We start from the raw sequence: 20,738 nt of genomic DNA, 5'->3' as shown, positions 1-20,738 counted from the left end.
GGTGAGTCGGTGGTCGTCCGCTCCCACACGGTCCACGTCTACGACGAGGGCAAGCCGGACGGGGCGGCGTACCACCTGGAGACCACCACTCGCGAAGGCGCCCGCATCGAGGGCTACACGGCGGATGTCGAGGTCCGGGTCACCAAGACCGGCTACGGCACTCCGATCGGTGGCACCTCGGGCTGGACCCTGCGCGCGGAGACCTCGGTGACCACCGACGCCGTCTCCGGCGGGGCGAACCTGACCTCGGCGATCAAGTACGATGCGGCCGGTCGAGCGGTCGAGTCCCGCAGACCAGGCTCCAAAGGCGCGGACACGGGCACCGTCAAGACCGTCTTCTACACCGCGAAGGCCAACCCGGACGACGCGGCCTGCGGCAACCGTCCCGAGTGGGCGGGCAACCCGTGTGTCACGCTGCCCGGCGGCAAGGTCACGGGTGCGGACACCGCCCGTATGCCCGACACCCTGCCGGTCAAGCGCATCACCCGCTACTCCCGCTTCGGGGACGTGGAGGAGGTCACCGAGACCAACGCGGGCAAGAGCCGCAAGACGGTGACCGTCTACGACGCGGCCGACCGGATCGTCTCCACGGAGATCACCTCCGACGTCGGCAAGACCCTGCCGAAGGTGACCACCGAGTACGACCCGGTCACCGGACATGCCGTCAAGACGACGGCCGGTGGCAAGACCATCAGCCGCGTCTTCGACGCTCTCGACCGGCTGCTGTCCTACACGGACGCCGACGGCGGCACCACGACCACCGAGTTCGACAAGTACGGCAAGCCGCTCAAGGTAACCGACAACACCGGCTGGACCAGCTACATCTACGACCGCACCAAGGAGCCACGCGGCTTCGTCACGTCGGTCACCGACAGTGTGGCCGGCACCTTCACCGCGAAGTACGGGCCCAGCGGCCAGATGGTGGAGCAGACGTACCCAGGCGGCTACGTCCGCAAGGACACCTTCAACGCGGCAGGCGCGGCGACCGGCCGTACCTACACCCGCACCTCGGACGGCGAGGTCGTCTACGGCCAGCACGTCGAGCTGACCACGCAGGGGGCGGTGGCTTCCGACACCTCCTCGACCGACAGTAAGGAGTACACCTACGACCGTCTCGGCCGCCTGACGAAGGCCGTCCAGAGCACCATTGCCGAGGGCTGCGTCACCCGCAACTACCGCTTCGACGAGGCCGGCCGCAGCATTGCGGGGCGCATGAACCGCACCTCCAAGACGGTCATACCGGCCGCCGAGGACGGCTCGTGCGGGACCACCGGCGGCACGACCACGGCCAGCTCGTACGACAGCGCCGACCGGCTGCTGGCCACGGGCTACACCTACGACGCCTTCGGTCGCACCACGGCCACCGGCACAGGCTCGGTCAACGCCTACTGGGCGAACGACCTAGTCGCGTCCCAGAGCGCGGGCGACACCCGCCAGTCCTGGACCCTCGACCCCGCTCTGCGCTTTGAGGCGTTCACCACTGAGAAGAAGCAGGCGGACGGCACCTGGGCGAACGCCACCAGCAAACTCAACCACTATGGAGACGACTCCGACGAGCCCCGCTGGATCATCGAGGACACCACCCAGGGCACCCTGACCCGCAACGTCTCCGGCCCGGACGGCGACCTCGTGGCCACCACGTCCGCGACCGGCGACGTGGAGCTGCAGTTCGCCAACCTGCACGGCGACGTGTCCGTCACCCTGGACACCGCGATGACAGCACCGAAGGTACTGCTCTACGACGAGTTCGGGGTGCCGGTCGACGGCCAGGCACCGCAGCGGTACGGCTGGCTCGGCGCCAAGCAGCGCTCGGGTGAGGCCCTGGACGGCGTCATCCTCATGGGCGCCCGCCTTTACAGCCCGGCGCTCGGCCGGTTCCTGCAGACGGACCCCGAGCCCGGCGGCAATGCCAACGCCTACGACTACTGCAGCGGCGACCCCGTCAACTGCGTCGATCTGGACGGGCACTGGGGCTTCAGCTGGAAGAAGGCGTTCAGAAAGGTCGCCCGGGTCGCGGAGGTTGCCTCCTACATCCCCGGCCCGATCGGCAACGTCGCCTCCGCGGTAGGTGCCATCTCGTACGCCGCCACGGGCAACTGGCGCAAGGCCGCCGAAATGAGCGTCGGCGTCGCCTTCGGCTCCGCCGGCCGCCTCGCGGTCAAGGGCTTCAAGGCGGCCCGCACGATCCGCAAGGCCAGCCGCGTCAACCGGACCTCCTCCCGGGCCCGGTCGGTCTTCCGCCGCTCCCGCTGCAACTCCTTCGCCCCGGACACGCTGGTCCTGATGGCTGATGGCAGCTACCTGCCCATTGGCGCCATCGAGATCGGTGACTACGTAGCGGCAACCGACCCCGAGACCGGCGAGACCTACGCCGAACCAGTTCTGGAGGTCTTCGACGGCTACGGCACCAAGCACATAGTCGAGATCGACACGGACCTCGACCCGACGACCCCGCCGCTCCAGGCCACAGCGGAGCACCCGCTATGGGTCGTCGACAAGGGCTGGGTAAAGGCCGCCGATGTGCACGTGGGCGACGTGCTCACCGACCCGGAAGACACGCAGCGACGGGTCACCGCCACCAGGAATTTGGGCGAAATCCCGAATCAATTCGTCGTCAACCTGAACGTCGGAAACGTTCACACGTTCATCGTGAACAGCGGCGAGGGCGGTGTCCTCGCACACAACTCGTCGTGCGGATATCACGGCAATTCACTCAAGTGTACCTGCAAGACGTACGTGTACTCCATCTACAAGAACAAGTCGGTCTGGAAGTACGGAGAAGGAAAGGGGCGTCGCGTCCATAGCCAGGTGGCGAGACTGCAGAGAAAGCAACCTCAGCACTCGTGGTCCTTCCGGATCCATGGCAGCTTCAAGGGGAAGAAGGCTGCCCGCAAGATGGAGACATGGCTGATACGCCGCTATAAACGGAAGAATGGAGGATTCCGGCCCCCGGGCAACCCTGTCGACAGGTGACCCGATCGAATGCGGGCGCCTGCGGGGGTGCCCGCATTCGGTAGCAGGCATTGTCGGATCAATTGGGATTCGGGTAGGCTGATCCAGTCAGTGCCCGGTGTTGCCTGAAAGGGTCCAGAGAAATGATGACAGAGCCTGTCTTCTGGAAGATTATCCAAGTGAGTGCGGCCACGCCGCCGGACGAGCAGTGTGCAGCCATCCAGGGAAGGCTCTGTCGGCTCAACCCAGAAGAGATCAAGGGCTTTGCAGACCGCCTTGCCGAGATCCTGTTCCGCCTTGACCTCAAGGCGCTGGCAGATATCCCCGTAGCGGAGGTGGTGTCTGGCTCCGGCAGGCCTGTCAAGCAGTCTGATGACCGTTTTCTTTACGCCAGGTGTGCCGTAGTCCTTGCCGGTCCGGATGCCGTTGCCGGAGTTCTTTCAAGCGCGGAGAAATTTTCGCCGTTCACGAGCGATGAAGCGGCGGTGGCTGAAGAACTCCTTGAGGTCGCTCCGGCGGCGTTCGAAGCAGTCAGCGGAGAGACGTGGGACCATATCGAGCCACACGATTACGAAACCGGAAGTAATCCCGATGGATGGCAAAACCGGGGTGAATGAGATCAGTGTCGCGGACACCTGGATGCCTCTGAAAGCAGCGCGAAAGGTATGCCGCATTTCGGCTGGACCGGCCTGTCGTGGTAGAGCAACCGTAGGGGAGGCAGCGGAATGGGCGGGGAGAACGTGTGGGATTTGAATCCTCACGAAGGCGGCAGACTCGCAGCGCGATGGTGGCAGTGGGCGTTTTCCGCGCCCGACGAGTGCAGTCCGGTGCTGGACGAGACCGGTGAGTTCGCGGACTGGCAGCAGCCCGAGGACGTGTGGTTCCTGGCCGGAACCTACGGCGGTCGGGTGGAGCGCCGCTGCTCCGTAACCCTCGGGCGCCCGATCTTCTTCCCTGTCTTCAACACCCAGCGCCCCGCCCTCTTCTCCACTCGTCCGGCCGTGATGGATGTTGCGGAGGCCACGGCGTTCCTGAACGGAACCGTGCTGCCGTTGCACGAGTACACTTCGCCGCCGTTCCGTACAGGATTGGTGCGGCGAGTCGCCTGGGGGCTTTGGTCGGGCCTGGCTCCGCTGGCGCAGGGGCAGTACGTCCTGGAGATCAAGGCGAGCACTGGTGACGGTTTCTGGGTCGACACGACGTATCACCTTGACGTGACCCCCTCCTGACGCCAGAGGAGGCGTTGGAACGACGGAGGCGGTGAGGCCTGAGCTGCTGGGACCGGGTCGGCGTGCGACGTACTCGGTCCCGGTGTACGAGGCGGGAGCGGATCTGTACAGGTCTCCGCCCGTGACCGGGGTGGGGAGCAAGGCGTTCAACCGGACCAGGAACCTCGGTACATGGGGGTGGACGCATGAGCACGGACAACACGGCCGGTACGGGCGGTCAAGTGAGCTCGCGGCGCAGGCGGCGAGTCGCAGGCGGAGAGAACCCGGCCATCTGGGTCGGGTACGGCAAGCTGGCCAAGCTCTTCCGCACCAAGAATGGGCTCACCCGGCAGGAACTGGCCGACGCCGTCGGTTACTCCTGTGAGCAGGTGGCCTCCATCGAGCAGGGCCGACGGCCGGCGAAGTCCACCTTCACGAAGGCGGCCGAGCGCGTCCTCGGGGCGGGCGGAGTGCTCGCGGAGCTCCAGGAGGACGTGGACAGGGCCAAACTGCCGAAGTTCTTCCAGGACTTCGCGTTGATCGAAGCCGAGGCGGTGAGCCGGTTCGATATTGGCGAGGCTGCGCTGAGAAATCCGCACGCCTCATCCGACGACTTGCAGGAGTGGCATGAACAAGCGGCAGGACACCGACGGCCACGGTCAGTTGGCGTGGCGGAAGAGCAGCTACAGCGGCTCGGGCGGTGGTAACTGCGTTGAGGTCGCGGAGACGGTCGGCGAGGTCGTCGTACGGGACTCGAAGAATGCGAGGGGGGCCAGGGTGCATGTCAGCCGGGAGGCCTGGACGGCCTTCCTGCCCTACTCCGGAGGCCGCTCCGTCTGCTGACCACAGTCAGTCACGGGGGTGACCGGAGGGAACGCCCGTGCCAGAAAAATCGAACGGATGGGCGGAAACCCCACGAAGGGGTGAAGTAACCCAGGATCGCTGACCGTTCACTCGCAGTGCGTAATTCTTACCGGGTCCCAAGCATTCTCTTCTGGGGGTCCCACACCTTGAACGGCCACACCTTCCGCATGCCCGCACGCCGTTGCGCCACCGTCGCCGCCGCCACCGTCCTGGCCGCCGGCCCGGTGACGCTGGCCGGAGCGGGTGCCGCGCATGCGACCGGTGCGCAGGACGGTCGCGCCAGCGCCTCCGTCCTGCGCACCGGGCTGGACGTGTCCCTGCTCAACAAGACGGTGAACGTCCCGCTCGCCGTCTCCCTGAACGAGGTTGAGGCACCGCAGAGCGCACACCAGACCGCGCTGACCGCCCAACTCGACGGCGTCGACGGCGGAAAGCCCTTCAGCGTGCTCCGCGCGGACGTGGCGAAGGCCGACGCGACCGTCTCGGCGGACAAGGCCGAGAGCACGGTCGAACTGGCCCACGCCCGCGTCCATGTCCCCGGTCTGCCTCTGCTGTCCCTGATCGAGGTCGACCAGGTCACGTCCAGGGCGACGTGCGAGGCGGGCGAGCCCCCGGTCGCGAGCAGCAACGTCCTGGGCGCTGTGACGGTACTCGGCAAGAGGGTGACGCTCACCTCCGGCGGCACCACCGACGTCCATGTCCCCGGTGTCGGCGAGGTCCGTCTGGACCTGTCGAAGCGGGAGACGACGTCCGGCACGGCCGCGGCGACCGCCCTCGAACTCAACGTCTCCGTCAACCCGCTGAAGCTGAACGTGGCCGAGGTGGAAGGCACCGTGACCCTCGCCAGGGCGACCTGCGAGTCCCCGGTGGCGGCACCGGAGAAGGCGTCCGCGCCGCAGGCCGACCCGGGCCCGGACACGGACGTGAAGCCCCAGGAAGCCGAGGTGAAGCCCCAGGGCGCTCCCGCCGCGAAGTCCGTCGACCTGGCGGAGACGGGCGGCAGCTCCCTGACCCCCTACCTGGCGGGAGGCTCGGCCGTGCTGCTCGCCCTCGGCGGAGGAGCGGTGGCACTGGCGCGCAAGCGCAAGAGCCAGAGCCAGGGATAGAGGCAGGAGCAGGAGCAGGAGCAGGAGCAGGGGTACGGGGGCGGAGGCCGGGGCCGGGGCGGCGGAGCCCTACGCCGGTGCGCCCAGCGCCGTGGACAGGGCCGTCAGGAAGCCGGACGTCGTTTCCCGGTCCCGTACCGCCAGGCGCAGCCACTCCTCGCCCAGTCCCGGGAACGTGTCCCCGCGCCGCACCGCGTAGCCCAGGGTGCGCAGCCGTCGCCGTACGTCCGACGCCTCCGGCACACGGACCAGTACGAAGGGACCCTCGGCCGGCTCCACCACCCGCACCCCCGCCCCCGCGAAGGAGACCAGGCCCGCCACCAGACGGGCCCGGTCCTCCGCGATGCNGGCGGGCAGCCGCCTCCGCCTCCGCCAGTGCCCGTGGCTCCACGCACGCCGCGGCCGCCGCCAGCGCCGGCGTGGACACGGGCCACAGGGGCTGGGCCCGCTCCAGTTCGGCGATCACCTCCGGGGAGGACAGCACGTAGCCGATCCGCAGCCCCGCCAGCCCCCACGTCTTCGTCAGGCTGCGCAGCACCACCAGACCGGGCACGTCCGTCCGGCCCGCCAGCGCCTCCCGTTCGCCCGGCACCGCGTCCATGAACGCCTCGTCGACCACCAACAACCTTCCCGGGCGGGCCAGTTCGGCGACGGACGCGGCCGGGTGCAGGACCGACGTCGGGTTCGTCGGGTTGCCGACCACCACCAGGTCCGCGTCCTCCGGGACGGCTCCCGGGTCGAGCCGGAAGCCGTCCTCCTCCCGCAGCAGCACCCGGTCCACCGTGTGCCCGGCGTCCCGCAGCGCCGCCTCCGGCTCCGTGAACTGCGGATGCACGACGACCGGACGCCGTGCCTTCAACGCCCGTGCCAGCAGCACGAACGCCTCCGCCGCCCCCGCCGTCAGCAGCACCCGCTCCACCGGCAGCCCGTGCCGAGCCGCCACCGCCGCCCGCGCGGCCCGCCCGTCCGGGTAGGCCGCGAGACCGGTGAGCGAGGCGGCGATCCGCTCCCGCAGCCACGCCGGGGGCGTGTCCGCCCGCACGTTCACGGCGAGGTCCACCAGCGCCGCACCGTCGTCCCGCACCTCCGCGTCTCCGTGGTGCCGCAGGTCGTGGACGCGGCCGCCCCGCATCCCGGCCTCAGTGCGCATGGGAGTGTGCGTGCCCGCCGTGGTGGTGCCCGTGGTGGTGCCCGTGGTGGTGCCCGTGGTGATGGCCGTCGTCGTCCGGGTGGTAGTGCGGCTGCTGCGGCAGCCCCACCTTGTCCTCGAAGCCCGGCAGCGCGATCCGGTACACGCACGAGTCGCAGTTCATCCGCAGATCGCCCTTCACCGCCTCCTCGTACCGCTCCCTCACCAGGTCCAGCAGCTCCGGCTCCGGCCCGATCACGTCCGCCGAGCGCACCTCGACCTCCGGGTGCGCCGCCGCCCAGTCCTCCGTCTGCCGCCGCACCCGGTCCGGCAGGATGCCCGTGAACAGGAAGTAGGGGAGGACCACGATCCGCCGCGCACCCAGCCGCGCGCACCGCTCCAGACCGCTCGGCACGTCCGGCGCCGCCAGCGACACGAACGCCGTCTCCACACCGGCGTGACCCCGCCCCTCCCACAGCAGCCGTGCCGCCTTGAACACCTCCGCGTTGGCGTCCGGGTCCGTCGACCCGCGCCCGACCAGCAGCACCGTCACCTCGGAGCGGTCCCAGGAGGGATCCACCGCCTCGTCCAGCCGTCGCTCCAGCACGCTCAGCAGGGCGGGGTGCGGTCCCAGCGGGCGGCCGTAGGTGTACGAGATCCCCGGGTGCCGTTCCTTCTCGCGGGCCAGCGCCGCCGGGATGTCGCCCTTGGCGTGCCCGGCGGACACCAGCATCAGGGGTACGGCGGCGAACCGCCGCACCCCCCGCCCCACCAGATCGGCGACCGCCTCGCCCAGCGGCGGCGGGGACAGCTCGATGAAGCCGCCCGCGACGGGCAGTTCGGGGTGACGGCGGCCCAACTCCCTTACGAAGGAACGGAACGCCTCGGCTCCGGCCTCGTCCCGGGTGCCGTGACCGGCGATGAGCAGGGCGGGCGGCGGGGTGGTCACAGGGTCTCCTCGGGTGATTCAAACGAAGTGGGGTGGTACAGCAGGGCGTTGAGCGCGGCGGCGGCGACCGCCGAACCGCCCTTCTCGGACACGTTGCTCACCGCGGGCAGCCCGCTCTCGCGCAACGCGGCCTTGGACTCGGCCGCCCCGACGAAGCCGACGGGCAGACCGACGACGAGCGCGGGGGAGGCGTCCAGCCCCAGCAGCTCCTCCAGGGCGGTCGGAGCGCAGCCGATCACCCACAGGGCGCCCGGACCGACCTCCTCGTACGCCAGCCGGACGGCGTGCGCCGAACGCGTCAGCCCGGGGCCCGGCCGGGCGTCCTTCAGACGGCAGACGGTGTCGCGCCGGGTGATCCCGGCCGCCACCATCTCCACGTCCACGACCACGGGCGCCCCCGCGTGCAGCGCGGCGTGCGCCGTCACCAGCTCGCCCTCGTCCATGACGAGGTCGGAGGCGTACTCCAGGTCGGCGGCGGAGTGGATGACCCGCTCCACCACCGCCCGCGTCAGCGGCGGGAAGCGCGAGGTGTCCAGGCGGGCGCGCAGCCGCCGGAAGGACTCCTGCTCGATGGGGTGGACGACGCGGTTCACTTCGGTTCCTCCCGGGTCTCCTGCCAGCGGTAGCCCCGCGGCGTGACCATGCGGCCCGCGATCTCGCGGGTCGCCGTGTTGCCGACCGTCACGACCGTCATCATGTCGACCGTCGCCGGGTCCAGCGCCGCCAGCGTCGTCAGCCGGCTGGACTCGTCCGGCCGCGAGGCGTTGCGTACGACACCCACCGGCGTCGTCGGCTCCCGGTGCCCGGCGAGGATCGCCAGCGCCTCGGGCAGCTGCCAGTCGCGGCCCCGGGAGCGCGGGTTGTAGAAGGTCACGACGAGGTCGGCCTCCGCCGCCGCCCGCACCCGCCGCTCGATGACCTCCCACGGCGTGTGCAGGTCGGACAGGCTGATCGACACGTGGTCGTGCCCCAGCGGTGCCCCGAGGACCGCCCCGGCCGCGAGCGCCGCCGTGACCCCCGGCACCCCGACCACGTCGATGTCGTCCGACGCCTCGGCGAGCGCGGGGGAGGCCATGGCGTACACCCCGGCGTCCCCGCTGCCGATCAGCGCCACGGCGTGCCCGCGCCGGGCCTCGGCCACCGCCGTCCGCGCCCGCTCCTCCTCCGCCCCGAGCCCCGACTCCAGAACCCGGGTGCCGGGCCGCAGCAGGTCGCGGATCTGGTCGACGTACTGGTCGAGCCCCACCAGCACGGAGGCCCGCCGCAGTTCGGCCTTCGCACGCGGGGTCAGCAGGTCCCGGGCGCCCGGCCCGAGCCCGACGACCGCGAGCCGCCCGCGCCCCGGCCGCCGCACCACGGCACACGTGGCCATGGCCGGCCGCCCGTCCGCCCGCTCCGACTTCCGCTTGGGCACGACGAGTTCACCCCCGCCGAGCAGCGCGGCGGCCTCCGCGACCGACGGCGTACCGACGGCGGCGAGCGGCGCGGCGGACGGGTTCGGCACGTCGACCGTCGCCAACTCCTCGGCGGAGTGGGCCACCAGGGGCACCCCCAGCCGCCCGGCCGCCGCGACGAGCCCCGGTTCCTCCGCCTTGGCGTCGACGGTGGCGAGACAGGAGACGGACCGCGCGGACAGCCCCGCGTCCCGCAACGCGCCCTCGACCAGCCCCAGCACCTCCTCCACGGGAGCGCCCCTGGACGCGCCGACGCCGACCACGAGGGACGGCAGCCGCAGGACCACCTCGCGCCCGCCCGGCTCGACCGCCCGGTCCGTCACCCGCACGGTGTACGACCCCCGCTCCGCCACCGGCAGCGGAGGCAGCGGCCACGGCACCTCGGCCTCGAGGGCGACGGGCTCGCCGTCGAGCAGCGCCCGCGACACCCCGGCCACATCCCCCTCCACCGGCAGCCCCAGCGTGTCCAGCCCCGGCAGCCCCACGGCGTCCGTCGCGGTCGTCACCACGGGCTCGGCCCCCAGCACCTCGCCCACCGCCACGGCGAGTTCGTTCGCCCCGCCGCCGTGCCCGCCGACCAGCGACACGGCGAACCGCCCGCCCTCGTCCACGCACACCACACCAGGGTCGGACGCCTTCCCGCCCAGCAGCGGCGCGACCAGCCGGACGACCGCCCCCGTCGCCAGGAAGCACACCAACCGCTCGCACTCGGCGAACGCGGCCCGTACGGCGTCCCCGACGGGCCCGTCGTACACCCGCGTACGGTCCGGCCACGCGGCCGCCAGCCGGTCCCGCGCAGCCGCGCCCGCCGCGGTGGCGGAAATGAGGCCGATCACTGAGCAACTCCTTCACTGGTCGCCGGGGGCCGCACGCCCCACAGCAGGAACACGGGGTTGGTGGCCGCCAGCCGGGTCACGTCCCCCGGCAGCGGCGCCAGCCGGGAGGACTGCAGCAGCACCCCGTCGCAGGCGAACCCGGCGGCGGTGAGCGCCTCGCGTGCCGCCGGCACACGGTCGAGCGCGGCCACGGCGACCACGACGGTCCGCCGGGCCCGCCGCGCGCACGCGCCGACGACGTCCGGCAGCTCACGCCCCCCGCCGCCGATGAACACGGCGTCGGGATCGTCCAGCCCGGACAGCGCGGCAGGGGCCGTACCGTGCACCACGGCCAGGTCGACCCCATGGGCGTCGGCGTTGGCGCGGATCCGCTCGACGCCGTCCGCGGCCTTCTCGACGGCCACGACCGCGGCACCGAGCCGCGCGCACTCCACCGCCACCGACCCCGACCCGGCCCCCACGTCCCAGACCAGGTCGCCCAGGCGCGGCCCGAGCCGGGCCAGGGCCAGCGCCCGCACCTCGAACTTGGTGATCATCGAGTCGCGGTGCGCGAACGCGCCCTCGTCCAGCGCCCAGCCCGCCGGCCCGTCCACGGGCCCGGCGACGGTCCGTACGCCACCCAGCGCACGCGCCTCGTCCAGGCACAGCACCACGCTCACGCCAGCCCCCCAGTCCCGTTCGGCGGCTCGGGCGGGCGTGACCCGCTCCACGCGCTCGCGTGCCGGATCACCCAGCGCGGAGGCGACGACCAGCACCCGGTCGCCGGAGGGCGTGCGGGCCAGCGCGGCGCCCAGCTCGGCGGGCCCGGCCCCCGGCCCGGTCAGCACGGCGACCTTCGGCCGGGCCCGGCACACGTTGACGGCCGTCCGCAGGTCCCGCCCGTGCGCGCTGACCACCACCGCGTCGTCCCAGGGCAGCCCGAGCCGCGCGAAGGCGACGGCGACGGAGGACACCCCGGGGCGGACGTCCAGCCGCCCGGGCCCGAACCGCTCGGCCAGCGCCCGCACGATCCCGAAGAACCCGGGGTCGCCCGAGGCCAGCACGACGACCCGCCGCCCCTTCCCGACGTACCGCTCCACCACGCCGAGCGCGGGCTCCAGCGGCCCGAGCACGACCCGCTCGGCGCCCTCCGGCAGCTGTACGGCGTCCAGGTGCCGCCGCCCGCCCACGACGAGCCCGGCGCCGCGGAGCACCCGGGTGTCGTACGCCGCCCCCGTCCCCGTGCCGACGACCGTGATCACGTGCTCGCACCCCGCGCGCGCAGGGCCCTGCGGGCCTCGGGGTCGGCCTTGCGGTAGCCGTGGAAGTGGCCGGGGTGGTATAGGTGCGAGCGGGTGCCGTGCGCGTCCAGGGCCGGGCCGACCAGGAACAGGGTGTGCTTCCAGAGCCTGTGCTCCTTGACCGTCTCCTCCAGCGTGCCGACCGTGCACCTGACGACCAGCTCCTCCGGCCAGGTCGCCTGGTACGCCACCACGACCGGCGTGGACGTCGGATAGCCGCCCTCCAGCAGCTCCCGCACCAGCTGGCCGCTGCGGGCCGCCGACAGGAAGACGGCCATGGTGGTGCCGTGCCGGGCGAACTCGCGCACCTCCTCGCCGGGCGGCATCGGCGTCTTGCCGCCGCCGAGCCGGGTGAGGATCACCGACTGGGCGACCTCGGGAATGGTCAGCTCGCGCCCGACGAGCGCGGCCACGGCCGAGAACGAGGAGACGCCGGGCACGACCTCCGTCTCGATCCCGAGCGCCGCGCACCGGTCCAGTTGCTCCTGCGTGCCGCCCCACAGGGCCGGGTCGCCGGAGTGGATACGGGCCACTTTCAGCCCTTCGGCGCACGCCCGCTCGTACACGGCGACGACGTCCTCCAGAGACATGGTGGCCGAGTCCAGGACCTCCGCGTCCTCGCGCGCGTGGTCGAGCACGTCGGCCTGGACGAGACTGGCCGCCCAGATCACGACGTCGGCCTCGGTGATCGCGCGGGCGGCGCGGAACGTCAGCAGGTCGGCGGCGCCGGGACCGGCACCGACGAAGGTCACCTTGCCGGCGGGGGCATCGGCCATGGGTGGGGTCCTCTCGTACGGAATGACACGCGGAATGACACGCGGAATGACACACGGAATGACAGGCGGAGTGGCAGCCGGAACGGCACGCGGAACGTCACGGTGTGCGGGGGGCCGGCGGTGGCCGGAAGTGCGCGACCGGGGGCTGATCCGATAGCAAGGGCACATGGCGGTCTACGTCGCGCTCGGCGCGTTCCTGATGACGTTGGCCGGCGGCTGGACGGCACAGCGGGTGACCGACCGCCGCCATCTGGTCCTCGGACTGGCCGGCGGCCTGATGCTGGGCGTGGTCGGCCTGGACCTGCTCCCCGAGGCGCTGCACGCGGCGGGCGGGGAGGTGTTCGGCGTACCGGCGGCCCTGCTGCTGTTCGTGGCCGGCTTCCTGCTGGCCCACCTGGTGGAGCGCCTGCTGGCCGCACGGCAGGCCGCGCACGGTGGCGACGAACGGCACAACCACCGCGCACCCGAGGTGGGCCTGACGGCGGCGGCCGCGATGGTCGGTCACAGCGCCATGGACGGTGTGGCGATGGGGGCCGCCTTCCAGGTGGGCGGCGGCATGGGCGCGGCGGTCGCGCTCGCGGTCATCGCCCACGACTTCGCGGACGGCTTCAACACGTTCACCCTCACCAGCCTGTACGGCAACGCACGGCGCAAGGCGGTGGCCATGCTCGTCGCGGACGCCCTGGCACCGGTGGTGGGCGCCGCCGCGACCACCTTCGTCACCATCCCGGAGTGGTTCCTCGGCGGCTATCTCGGTCTCTTCGGCGGGGCGCTGCTCTACCTCGCCGCGGCCGAGATCCTCCCCGAGGCCCACCACGAGCACCCGGCCCGCTCGACCCTGCTGTGCACGGCCGCGGGAGTGGTGTTCATCTGGGTGGTGGTCGGTCTGGCCGCCTGACCGGTCCACCCGGAGACGGGTACGGCTCACAGCTTGCCGCCCCGCCCGCCGTCGCGCCGGGCGGGCGCGATGAGCGTGGAGAGGTACGGCAGGGGAGCCCCGTCGAGATCCGCGGCGGGCCGGACGGACTCCTCCGGCAGCCCGAGCGCCGACCCCCACACCGCGCCGTCGATCCGCCCGCTGTCCCGCAGCGCCTCGGCGACCTCCCGCGCCTGCCGCCCGAACTTGTACGCCACGACCGTGCCGGGCCCGCTCAGCGCCTCCTTCAGCACGGCGGCCCCGGCGGTGACCGGCACCAGGGTGAGCGGCTCGGTGCCCTCGGTGAGCACGGCACCCGACCGCGCCGCCAGGTCCTGCATGGCGGTGATGCCGGGCACGGTCTCGACGACGGTCCCCGGCACCAGGGCGGCGACGGTCTGCGCGAGGTACGTGAAGGTGGAGTACACGTTCGGATCACCGATGGTGGCGAAGGCGACGCGGCCGTGCTGTTCGAGCAGGCCGGCGACCCGCTCCCCGGCCGCGTCCCACGCCGCCTCGCGCCGTGCCCGGTCGGCCCGCTCGTTCAGCGCGAACACCACCCGGACGACCTTCTCCTCGGGCACGTAGTGCAGCACGGTCGCCTCGGCACGCCCCCGCTCCCCGCCGTCTTTTCCGTCGAACGCAGCCATGACGGGTACGACGACGACATCGGCCGCGCGCAGCGCGTTGACGCCCTTGACGGTCACCAGCTCGGGGTCGCCGGGCCCGACCCCCACTCCGATCAGCCTGCTGCTCATGACGTCCGGCACCTCTCGACGAACCGACGGGCGACACCGGGCACGGCGGCCCAGTGGGTGTGCAGGTAACTCGCGTGCACGTTGTTCTGTACGAACCCCTCGACCCGGCGCTCGGGAGCGCGCATCCCCCAGGCGGGAGCCGCCGGCCCCGTGCCCGAGCCGGGCTCGACGACGGTCCGGTGGAACTCGTGACCGCGCATCCGCTCCCCCGCGCCGGCGAGCACGCTGTCGCTCACGGCCACGGCGTCCCGGTAGCCGAGCGTGAGCCGCCCGGTCATCCGGGCGGCGGCGTCCAGCACCCCGCACATCGGCCGCCCGTCGAGCTCCCGGCACAGGTACAGCAGCCCGGCACACTCGGCGGCGACGGGGGCACCGCTGAGCGCGAGCTCGGCGACGGCCTCGCGCAGCGGCTCGTTGGCGGACAACTCGGCGGCGTACACCTCGGGGAACCCGCCGCCGACGATCAATCCACGGGTGCCTTCGGGCAGTTGCTCGTCGCGCAGGGGATCGAAGCGGACGACGTCGGCACCGGCGGCGGTGAGCAGTTCCGTGTGCTCGGCGTAGGAGAAGGTGAAGGCGGGCCCACCGGCAACGGCGATCTTCGGCGCCGGACCGGCAATCGGCGGAGGCGCCGCATTCATCAGTGCCTCCGCCGCGGGCGCCAGGACCGCACCCGCATCCCAAGCCGCACAGGACAACGCCCCCGCACCCCGCGCCAGCGCGACCAACGCCGGCAGATCGCACCCGGCCTCCACCTGCGAGGCCATCGCCGCAACGGCCTCCACGGCCTCGGTCCGCCGCTCGGCGACCGGCACCAGCCCCAGGTGCCGGGAGGGCGTATCGACCTGCGGAGCCCTCCGCAGCACCCCCAGCACCGGCACCCCGGTCGAGTCCAGCGCCTCCCGCAGCAGCACCTCGTGCCGCTCGGAGGCCACCTTGTTGAGGATCACGCCCCCGATCCGCACCTCCGGATCCCAGGACGCGAACCCGTGCACCAGCGCCGCCACCGACCGCGACTGCGACGACGCGTCGACGACCAGCACCACCGGCGCCCGCAGCAGCTTGGCCACCTGGGCGGTGGACGCGAGCTCACCCTCCCCGGCGGCCCCGTCGTACAGCCCCATCACGCCCTCGACGACGGCGATGTCACACCCGCGCGCCCCGTGCAGGAACAACGGCCCGACCAGCTCGGGCCCGCACAGATACGCGTCCAGGTTCCGTCCCACGCGCCCGGTCGCGAGCGCGTGGTAGCCGGGGTCGATGTAGTCCGGCCCCACCTTGTGCGGGGACACGGACAGCCCCCGCCGGGCCAGCGCGGCCATCAGCCCCGTGGCGACGGTGGTCTTGCCGCTCCCCGACGAGGGCGCGGCAACGACCAGCCGGGGCACGGACGGGGACGTCACCACTCGATGCCCCTCTGCCCCTTCTGCCCGACGTCCATCGGGTGCTTGACCTTGGACATGTCGGTGACGAGATCGGCGAAGTCGACCAGCTTCCGGGGCGCGTTGCGCCCGGTGATCACCACGTGCTGGTTCCCGGGCCGCTCCCGCAGCACCTCCACGACCTCGTCGGTGTCGACCCAGTCCCAGTGCATCGGGTACGCGAACTCGTCGAGCACGTACAGCCGGTACGTCTCGGCGGCCAGGTCCCGCTTGACCTGCTCCCAGCCCTCGCGGGCCTTCTGCTCGTTGTCCATCTGGGCGTCCCGCTGCACCCAGGACCAGCCCTCGCCCATCTTGTGCCAGGCGACGCTCCCGCCCTCGCCGGAGTCGCCCAGCACCCGCAGCGCCCGCTCCTCACCGACCTTCCACTTCGCCGACTTGACGAACTGGAACACCCCGATCGGCCAGCCCTGGTTCCAGGCGCGCAGCGCCAGCCCGAAGGCGGCGGTGGACTTGCCCTTGCCGACCCCGGTGTGCACGACGACGAGCGGCCGGTTGCGCCGCTGACGGGTCGTCAGTCCGTCGTCCGGTACGGCACTCGGCTGCCCCTGCGGCATTACGCGGCCCTCCTGTCGCCCTGAACTTCCCTGACCAGCCCGGCGATCGAGTCGGCCCGCAGCTCGTCGAGCGTGACGGCCGTACCGCCCAGCTCACCCGCGAGCCGCCCGGCCAGCCCCAGCCGTACGGGACCCGACTCGCAGTCCACGACCACCGACGCGACCCCCTCGGCGGCGAACAGCCGTGCCGCACGCCCGGCGAGAGCGACCGGCTCCGGGCCACCCGTGGCCCGCCCGTCCGTCACGACTACGAGGAGTGCCCGCCGCGCCGGATCCCGCAGCCGTTCCACCCGCAGCACGTCGTGCGCCTTGAGCAGCCCGGCGGCGAGCGGAGTCCGCCCACCCGTCGGCAGCGACTCCAGACGGGCCGCCGCCGCGTCGACGGACGACGTGGGCGGCAGCGCCACCTCGGCACCCGACCCCCGGAAGGTCACCAGCCCCACCTTGTCCCGCCGCTGGTAGGCGTCCAGCAGCAGCGACAGCACGGCACCCTTCACGGCACTCATCCGCTGCCGCGCGGCCATCGACCCGGAGGCGTCGACCACGAACAGCACGAGATTGGATTCGTGGCCTTCTCGTACCGCTTGCCTGAGGTCGTCACGACGCAGGAGAAGTCCGGATCCGGTCCGGCCCCGCGCCCGCTGGTGCGGGGCGGCTGCCTGCACGGTGGCCGCCAAGTGCAGCTTGGTCAGGGCGCCTTGGGGCCGCCGGGCCCCGGTCGTCCGCCCGTGCTCGGTCCGCGCCCGCGAACGCCGCCCGGCGGCGCCCTCGCCGATGCCGGACACGCTCAGCACCTTGGTACGGAACGGCTCGGAGGCCCGTACGGCGGACTGCTCACCGGCGCCGGCACCGGACGGCTGCGGCTCACCGCCGCTCTCCTCGCCCTGCGGACCGCCACTGCCGTCGTCGGGCGCGGGCTGTCCGCCGTCACCGCCGGGGCCGCCGTCCGGACCGGGGTCGGGGTCGTCGTCCTCCGAGCCTCCGAACTCCTGGAGGGTCTCGTCGAGCTTGTCCTCGTCGAGCCCCGGCGCGTCGAAGGGATTCCGCCGCCTCCGGTGGGGCAGGGCCAGCAGCGCGGCCTGCCGCACGTCCTCGGCGAGCACGTCGGTCCGCCCGGCCCACGCGGCCAGCGCGGTGGCGGTCCGGGCCATGACGATGTCGGCGCGCATGCCGTCCACCTCGAAGGCCGCACAGGTCGCCGCGATCTGCCGCAGCGCGCCATCACCCAGCCGAACCTGCGGCAGCAGCTCCCGCGCGGCCACGATCCGCTGCCGTACGGCGGCCTCCTCGTCCGCCCACCGGGCGGCGAACCCGGCGGGATCGTCGTCGTGGGCGAGCCGCCGCCGCACGACCTCCACCCGCTGCTCCGGCTCCCGCGAGGCCGCGACCTCGACGGTCAGCCCGAACCGGTCGAGGAGTTGAGGCCTGAGTTCCCCCTCTTCAGGATTCATGGTCCCGACGAGTAGGAAACGGGCGGCGTGCCGTACGGAGACGCCTTCGCGTTCGACGTACGAGGCGCCCATGGCGGCGGCGTCCAGCAGCAAGTCGACCAGGTGATCGTGGAGCAGGTTGACCTCGTCGACGTAGAGGATCCCCCGGTGGGCGTCGGCGAGCAGGCCGGGCTCGAACGCTTTTACGCCCTCGGCCAGCGCCCGCTCGATGTCGAGCGCGCCCACCAGCCGGTCCTCGGAGGCACCGACGGGGAGCTCGACCATCCGCGCGGGCCTCTCGACGCCGGCCCCCGGCTCGTGCGGCCCTTCCGGGCAGGCGGGGTCGGGAGAGCCGGGGTCGCAGGAGAAACGGCACCCGGGGACGACATCCACCTGGGGCAGCAGTGCCGAAAGAGCACGCACAGCGGTGCTCTTCGCGGTGCCCTTCTCGCCGCGCACCAGTACTCCGCCGACCGACGGAGACACCGCGTTCAGCAGCAGTGCGAGCCGCAGGTCGTCCTGACCGACGACGGCCGTGAACGGAAACGGGGTGGTCACTTGTCCTCGCCCTCCAAGTCGCCCTCCAGCTCCAGGTAGGTGGCGCGCAGCCGCTCCAGCGTGTCCGCGTCCGGCTCGGCCCACAGCCCTCGGTCGGCGGCCTCCAGCAGCCGTTCGGTGATGCCGCGCAGCGCCCATGGGTTGGACTTCTTCATGAAGTCCCGGTTCTCGACGTCGAAGACGTATTCGGCGCTGAGCTTCTCGTACATCCAGTCGTCGACCACGCCCGCTGTGGCGTCGTAGCCGAAGAGGTAGTCGACGGTTGCCGCCATCTCGAAAGCACCCTTGTAGCCGTGCCTTCTCATGGCGCTCATCCAGCGAGGGTTGACTACGCGGGCGCGGAAGACCCTGTGTGTCTCCTCGCCCAGTGTGCGGGTTTTCACCTGGTCCGGTACGGCGGAGTCCCCGACGTACGCCTCCGGGCTCGCCCCCGTCAGGTGCCGCACCATGGCAACCATGCCGCCGTGGTACTGGAAATAGTCATCCGCATCGTGGATATCATGCTCTCTGGTATCCACGTTTTTCGCCGCCACAGCGATCCGCCTGAACGCCGTCTCCATGTCCCCGCGCGCCGCTCGCCCGTCCAGCCCTCGCCCGTAGGCGTAACCGCCCCACACCGCGTACACCTCGGCCAGATCGGCATCGCTGCGCCAGTTGCGCGCGTCGATCAGCGGCAGCAGCCCCGCGCCGTACGCCCCCGGCTTGGAGCCGAAGACGCGAGCCGTAGCGCGCCGCCGGTCGCCGTGCTCGGCGGTGTCCTCGTCGGCGTGGGCCTTCACGAAGTTCCGCTCGGCGGGCTCGTCCAGCTCCGCCACCGCCCGTACCGCGTCGTCGATCAGCCCCACCACGTGCGGGAACGCGTCCCGGAAGAAACCCGAGATCCGGACCGTGACGTCGATGCGCGGCCGGCCCAGCTCCTCCAACCCGACCACCTCGAAACCGGTCACCCGGCGCGACGCGTCGTCCCACACCGGGCGGCAGCCCAGCAGTGCCAGGATCTCGGCGATGTCGTCGCCCTGGGTGCGCATCGCGGACGTGCCCCAGACCGTCAGGCCGACCGACTTCGGGTACTCGCCCGTGTCCTGCAGGTACCGCTGCACGAGCGAGTCCGCGAGCGACTGGCCGACCTCCCAGCTCAGCCTGGAGGGAATCGCCTTGGGGTCGACCGAGTAGAAGTTCCGGCCGGTCGGCAGGACGTTGACCAGACCCCGGGTCGGGGAGCCGGACGGGCCCGCCGGGACGTAACCGCCGTCCAGCGCCCGCAGGATGTGCCCGATCTCGTCCGTCGTACGGGCGAGCCGGGGCACGACCTCGGTGCAGGCGAAGTCCAGCACGGCCACCGCTTCCGGGAGTTCGGCGCCCAGCACCTCCCGCACCAGGGCCCCGCTCCCGGAAGCCGCCCAGCCGCGCTCCTCCATCCCCTCCGCGATCCGCCGGCACAGCTGCTCCAGCAGGTCGATCGCGTCGGAGGCGGTACGCGCGGGAACAAAGGGGCGCGAAGCGCCTTCCTTGGAAGGGTGGTGGTGGGAGACGGGCGGGACCTCGACCAGGTCCGTCAGCTCCACCGGCACCTTCACCGGCGCACCCGGCTCGGCCAGCAACTCCTTCTCCACCAGCCCGAAGTGCTCCGCCAGCGAGGCCCGCAGCCCCGGCAGCGCGTTCGCCCGCCCGCCCCACACCTGCGAGGCACGCAGCACGGCCAGCACCAGGTTCACACGGGGCTCGCCCACCGGGCCGCCGCCCAGGACGTGCAGGCCGTCCCGGATCTGCACGTCCTTGATCTCGCACAGGTAGCCGTCGATGTGCATGACGAACTCGTCGAACTCGCCGTCGTCCGGCTGCTCGTCCACGCGCAGGTCGTGGTGCAGTTCGGCGGCCTTGACCAGCGTCCAGATCTGGGCCCGTACGGCCGGCGCCTTCGCCGGGTCCAGGTCGGAGACCAACGCGTACTCGTCGAGCAGCTGCTCCAGCTTGGCCAGGTCGCCGTAGGTGTCCGCGCGTGCCATCGGCGGCACGAGGTGGTCGACGACCGTGGCGTGCCCGCGCCGCTTGGCCTGGGTGCCCTCGCCGGGGTCGTTGACGATGAACGGGTACACCAGCGGCAGGTCGCCCAGCACCGCGTCCGGTGCGCACCCGCGCGACAGGCCCAGCCCCTTGCCGGGCAGCCACTCCATCGTGCCGTGCTTGCCCATGTGCACGATCGCGTCCGCGCCGAAGCCCCCCTCCGATGTCGCAGCCTCCAGCCACCGGTAGGCCGCCATGTAGTGGTGGGACGGCGGCATGTCGGGGTCGTGGTAGATCGCGATCGGGTTCTCGCCGAAGCCGCGCGGCGGCTGGATCATGACGACGACGTTCCCGAACCTCAGCGACGCCAGCACGATGTCGTCGCCGTCGACGTACAGCGAGCCGGGCGGCTCACCCCACGCCCGAAGCATCGCGTCCCGCAGCCCGGGGTCGAGCTGGTCGAACCAGGCCCGGTAGTCGGCGAGCGGCACGCGCGCGGGTGCGGCGGCCAGCTGATNN

At 72.1% G+C, this 20,738-nt stretch carries 17 protein-coding genes and 2 pseudogenes; 7 read left to right on the top strand and 12 right to left on the bottom strand.

What is annotated here, in order from left to right:
• Positions 1-9: 9 nt before the first annotated feature.
• The 6 genes from RH94_RS41015 (at position 10) to RH94_RS35130 (ending at position 6,130) form a co-directional block, all read left to right on the top strand.
• Positions 10-2,973 carry an RHS repeat-associated core domain-containing protein gene (locus RH94_RS41015; protein WP_158073120.1) on the top strand — a complete coding sequence of 988 codons (2,964 nt, stop codon included), beginning with the start codon at positions 10-12 and terminating at the stop codon, positions 2,971-2,973.
• A gap of 122 nt (positions 2,974-3,095) precedes the next feature.
• A complete protein-coding gene (locus RH94_RS35150; protein ID WP_079189310.1) occupies positions 3,096-3,569 on the top strand; it encodes a DUF4240 domain-containing protein in 474 nt (157 codons plus the stop codon).
• Positions 3,570-3,677: 108 nt separating this feature from the next.
• Positions 3,678-4,181 (top strand): hypothetical protein, encoded by a 504-nt coding sequence (locus tag RH94_RS35145; RefSeq protein WP_073952358.1) that lies wholly within the window; start codon positions 3,678-3,680, stop codon positions 4,179-4,181.
• Between the two features lie 185 nt (positions 4,182-4,366).
• Entirely contained in the window at positions 4,367-4,867 is a 501-nt protein-coding gene (locus RH94_RS39175; RefSeq protein WP_079189309.1) for a helix-turn-helix domain-containing protein, read from the top strand.
• Positions 4,788-5,003: a DUF397 domain-containing protein gene (locus RH94_RS35135; RefSeq protein ID WP_073952357.1), complete on the top strand. Its 216-nt coding sequence runs from the start codon at positions 4,788-4,790 to the stop codon at positions 5,001-5,003. The genes RH94_RS39175 and RH94_RS35135 overlap by 80 nt, the downstream gene beginning before the upstream one ends.
• Positions 5,004-5,170: 167 nt before the next feature.
• Complete coding sequence (locus RH94_RS35130) at positions 5,171-6,130, top strand: SCO1860 family LAETG-anchored protein (RefSeq protein WP_073952356.1); 960 nt, start codon at positions 5,171-5,173, stop codon at positions 6,128-6,130.
• Positions 6,131-6,199: 69 nt separating this feature from the next.
• Here RH94_RS35130 and RH94_RS45625 read toward each other — a convergent pair.
• From RH94_RS45625 to cobM, 7 genes and pseudogenes are all read right to left on the bottom strand, one after another.
• Positions 6,200-6,477, bottom strand: a pseudogene (locus RH94_RS45625) (Rv2231c family pyridoxal phosphate-dependent protein CobC); the annotation flags it as partial.
• A gap of 1 nt (position 6,478) precedes the next feature.
• Positions 6,479-7,280 (bottom strand): Rv2231c family pyridoxal phosphate-dependent protein CobC (gene cobC, locus RH94_RS35125; RefSeq protein WP_234426264.1); only part of this gene is annotated, 802 nt, incomplete at its 3' end.
• Positions 7,270-8,208 (bottom strand): sirohydrochlorin chelatase, encoded by a 939-nt coding sequence (locus RH94_RS35120; RefSeq protein WP_073952355.1) that lies wholly within the window; start codon positions 8,206-8,208, stop codon positions 7,270-7,272. The genes RH94_RS35120 and cobC, both read right to left, overlap by 11 nt.
• Complete coding sequence (locus RH94_RS35115) at positions 8,205-8,801, bottom strand: precorrin-8X methylmutase (RefSeq protein WP_073952354.1); 597 nt, start codon at positions 8,799-8,801, stop codon at positions 8,205-8,207. Before RH94_RS35115 ends, RH94_RS35120 begins: the two co-directional genes overlap by 4 nt.
• Positions 8,798-10,498 carry a precorrin-3B C(17)-methyltransferase gene (gene cobJ / locus RH94_RS35110; protein WP_073952353.1) on the bottom strand — a complete coding sequence of 567 codons (1,701 nt, stop codon included), beginning with the start codon at positions 10,496-10,498 and terminating at the stop codon, positions 8,798-8,800. Before cobJ ends, RH94_RS35115 begins: the two co-directional genes overlap by 4 nt.
• Positions 10,495-11,739, bottom strand: coding sequence for a bifunctional cobalt-precorrin-7 (C(5))-methyltransferase/cobalt-precorrin-6B (C(15))-methyltransferase (locus tag RH94_RS35105; RefSeq protein ID WP_073952352.1), 1,245 nt, complete (start codon positions 11,737-11,739; stop codon positions 10,495-10,497). The genes cobJ and RH94_RS35105 overlap by 4 nt, the downstream gene beginning before the upstream one ends.
• Positions 11,736-12,554 (bottom strand): precorrin-4 C(11)-methyltransferase, encoded by an 819-nt coding sequence (gene cobM / locus RH94_RS35100; protein WP_073952351.1) that lies wholly within the window; start codon positions 12,552-12,554, stop codon positions 11,736-11,738. Before cobM ends, RH94_RS35105 begins: the two co-directional genes overlap by 4 nt.
• A gap of 166 nt (positions 12,555-12,720) precedes the next feature.
• On the opposite strand from cobM, the gene RH94_RS35095 reads away from it, so the two are divergent.
• Positions 12,721-13,452, top strand: a complete 732-nt coding sequence (locus RH94_RS35095; RefSeq protein ID WP_073952350.1) for a ZIP family metal transporter — start codon at positions 12,721-12,723, stop codon at positions 13,450-13,452.
• A gap of 26 nt (positions 13,453-13,478) precedes the next feature.
• Here RH94_RS35095 and cobI read toward each other — a convergent pair whose 3' ends face one another.
• From cobI to cobN, 5 genes and pseudogenes are all read right to left on the bottom strand, one after another.
• On the bottom strand, positions 13,479-14,228 hold the full coding sequence (cobI, locus tag RH94_RS35090) for a precorrin-2 C(20)-methyltransferase (RefSeq protein WP_073952349.1): 750 nt from the start codon (positions 14,226-14,228) through the stop codon (positions 13,479-13,481).
• A complete protein-coding gene (locus RH94_RS35085; RefSeq protein WP_073952348.1) occupies positions 14,225-15,634 on the bottom strand; it encodes a cobyrinate a,c-diamide synthase in 1,410 nt (469 codons plus the stop codon). The genes cobI and RH94_RS35085 overlap by 4 nt, the downstream gene beginning before the upstream one ends.
• A complete protein-coding gene (gene cobO / locus RH94_RS35080) occupies positions 15,628-16,227 on the bottom strand; it encodes a cob(I)yrinic acid a,c-diamide adenosyltransferase (protein WP_073952347.1) in 600 nt (199 codons plus the stop codon). Before cobO ends, RH94_RS35085 begins: the two co-directional genes overlap by 7 nt.
• Complete coding sequence (locus RH94_RS35075; protein ID WP_073952346.1) at positions 16,227-18,215, bottom strand: putative cobaltochelatase; 1,989 nt, start codon at positions 18,213-18,215, stop codon at positions 16,227-16,229. The genes cobO and RH94_RS35075 overlap by 1 nt, the downstream gene beginning before the upstream one ends.
• Positions 18,212-20,736: pseudogene (cobN, locus tag RH94_RS35070) on the bottom strand (cobaltochelatase subunit CobN); the annotation flags it as partial. The pseudogene cobN and the gene RH94_RS35075, both read right to left, overlap by 4 nt.
• Positions 20,737-20,738: the final 2 nt, after the last annotated feature.

Origin of the sequence: Streptomyces kebangsaanensis, from assembly GCF_001906585.1 — a bacterium.
Taxonomy (GTDB): domain Bacteria; phylum Actinomycetota; class Actinomycetes; order Streptomycetales; family Streptomycetaceae; genus Streptomyces; species Streptomyces kebangsaanensis.
The sequence above is the reverse complement of the archived record's forward strand: the minus strand, read 5'-3'. Positions and strand labels throughout refer to the sequence as shown.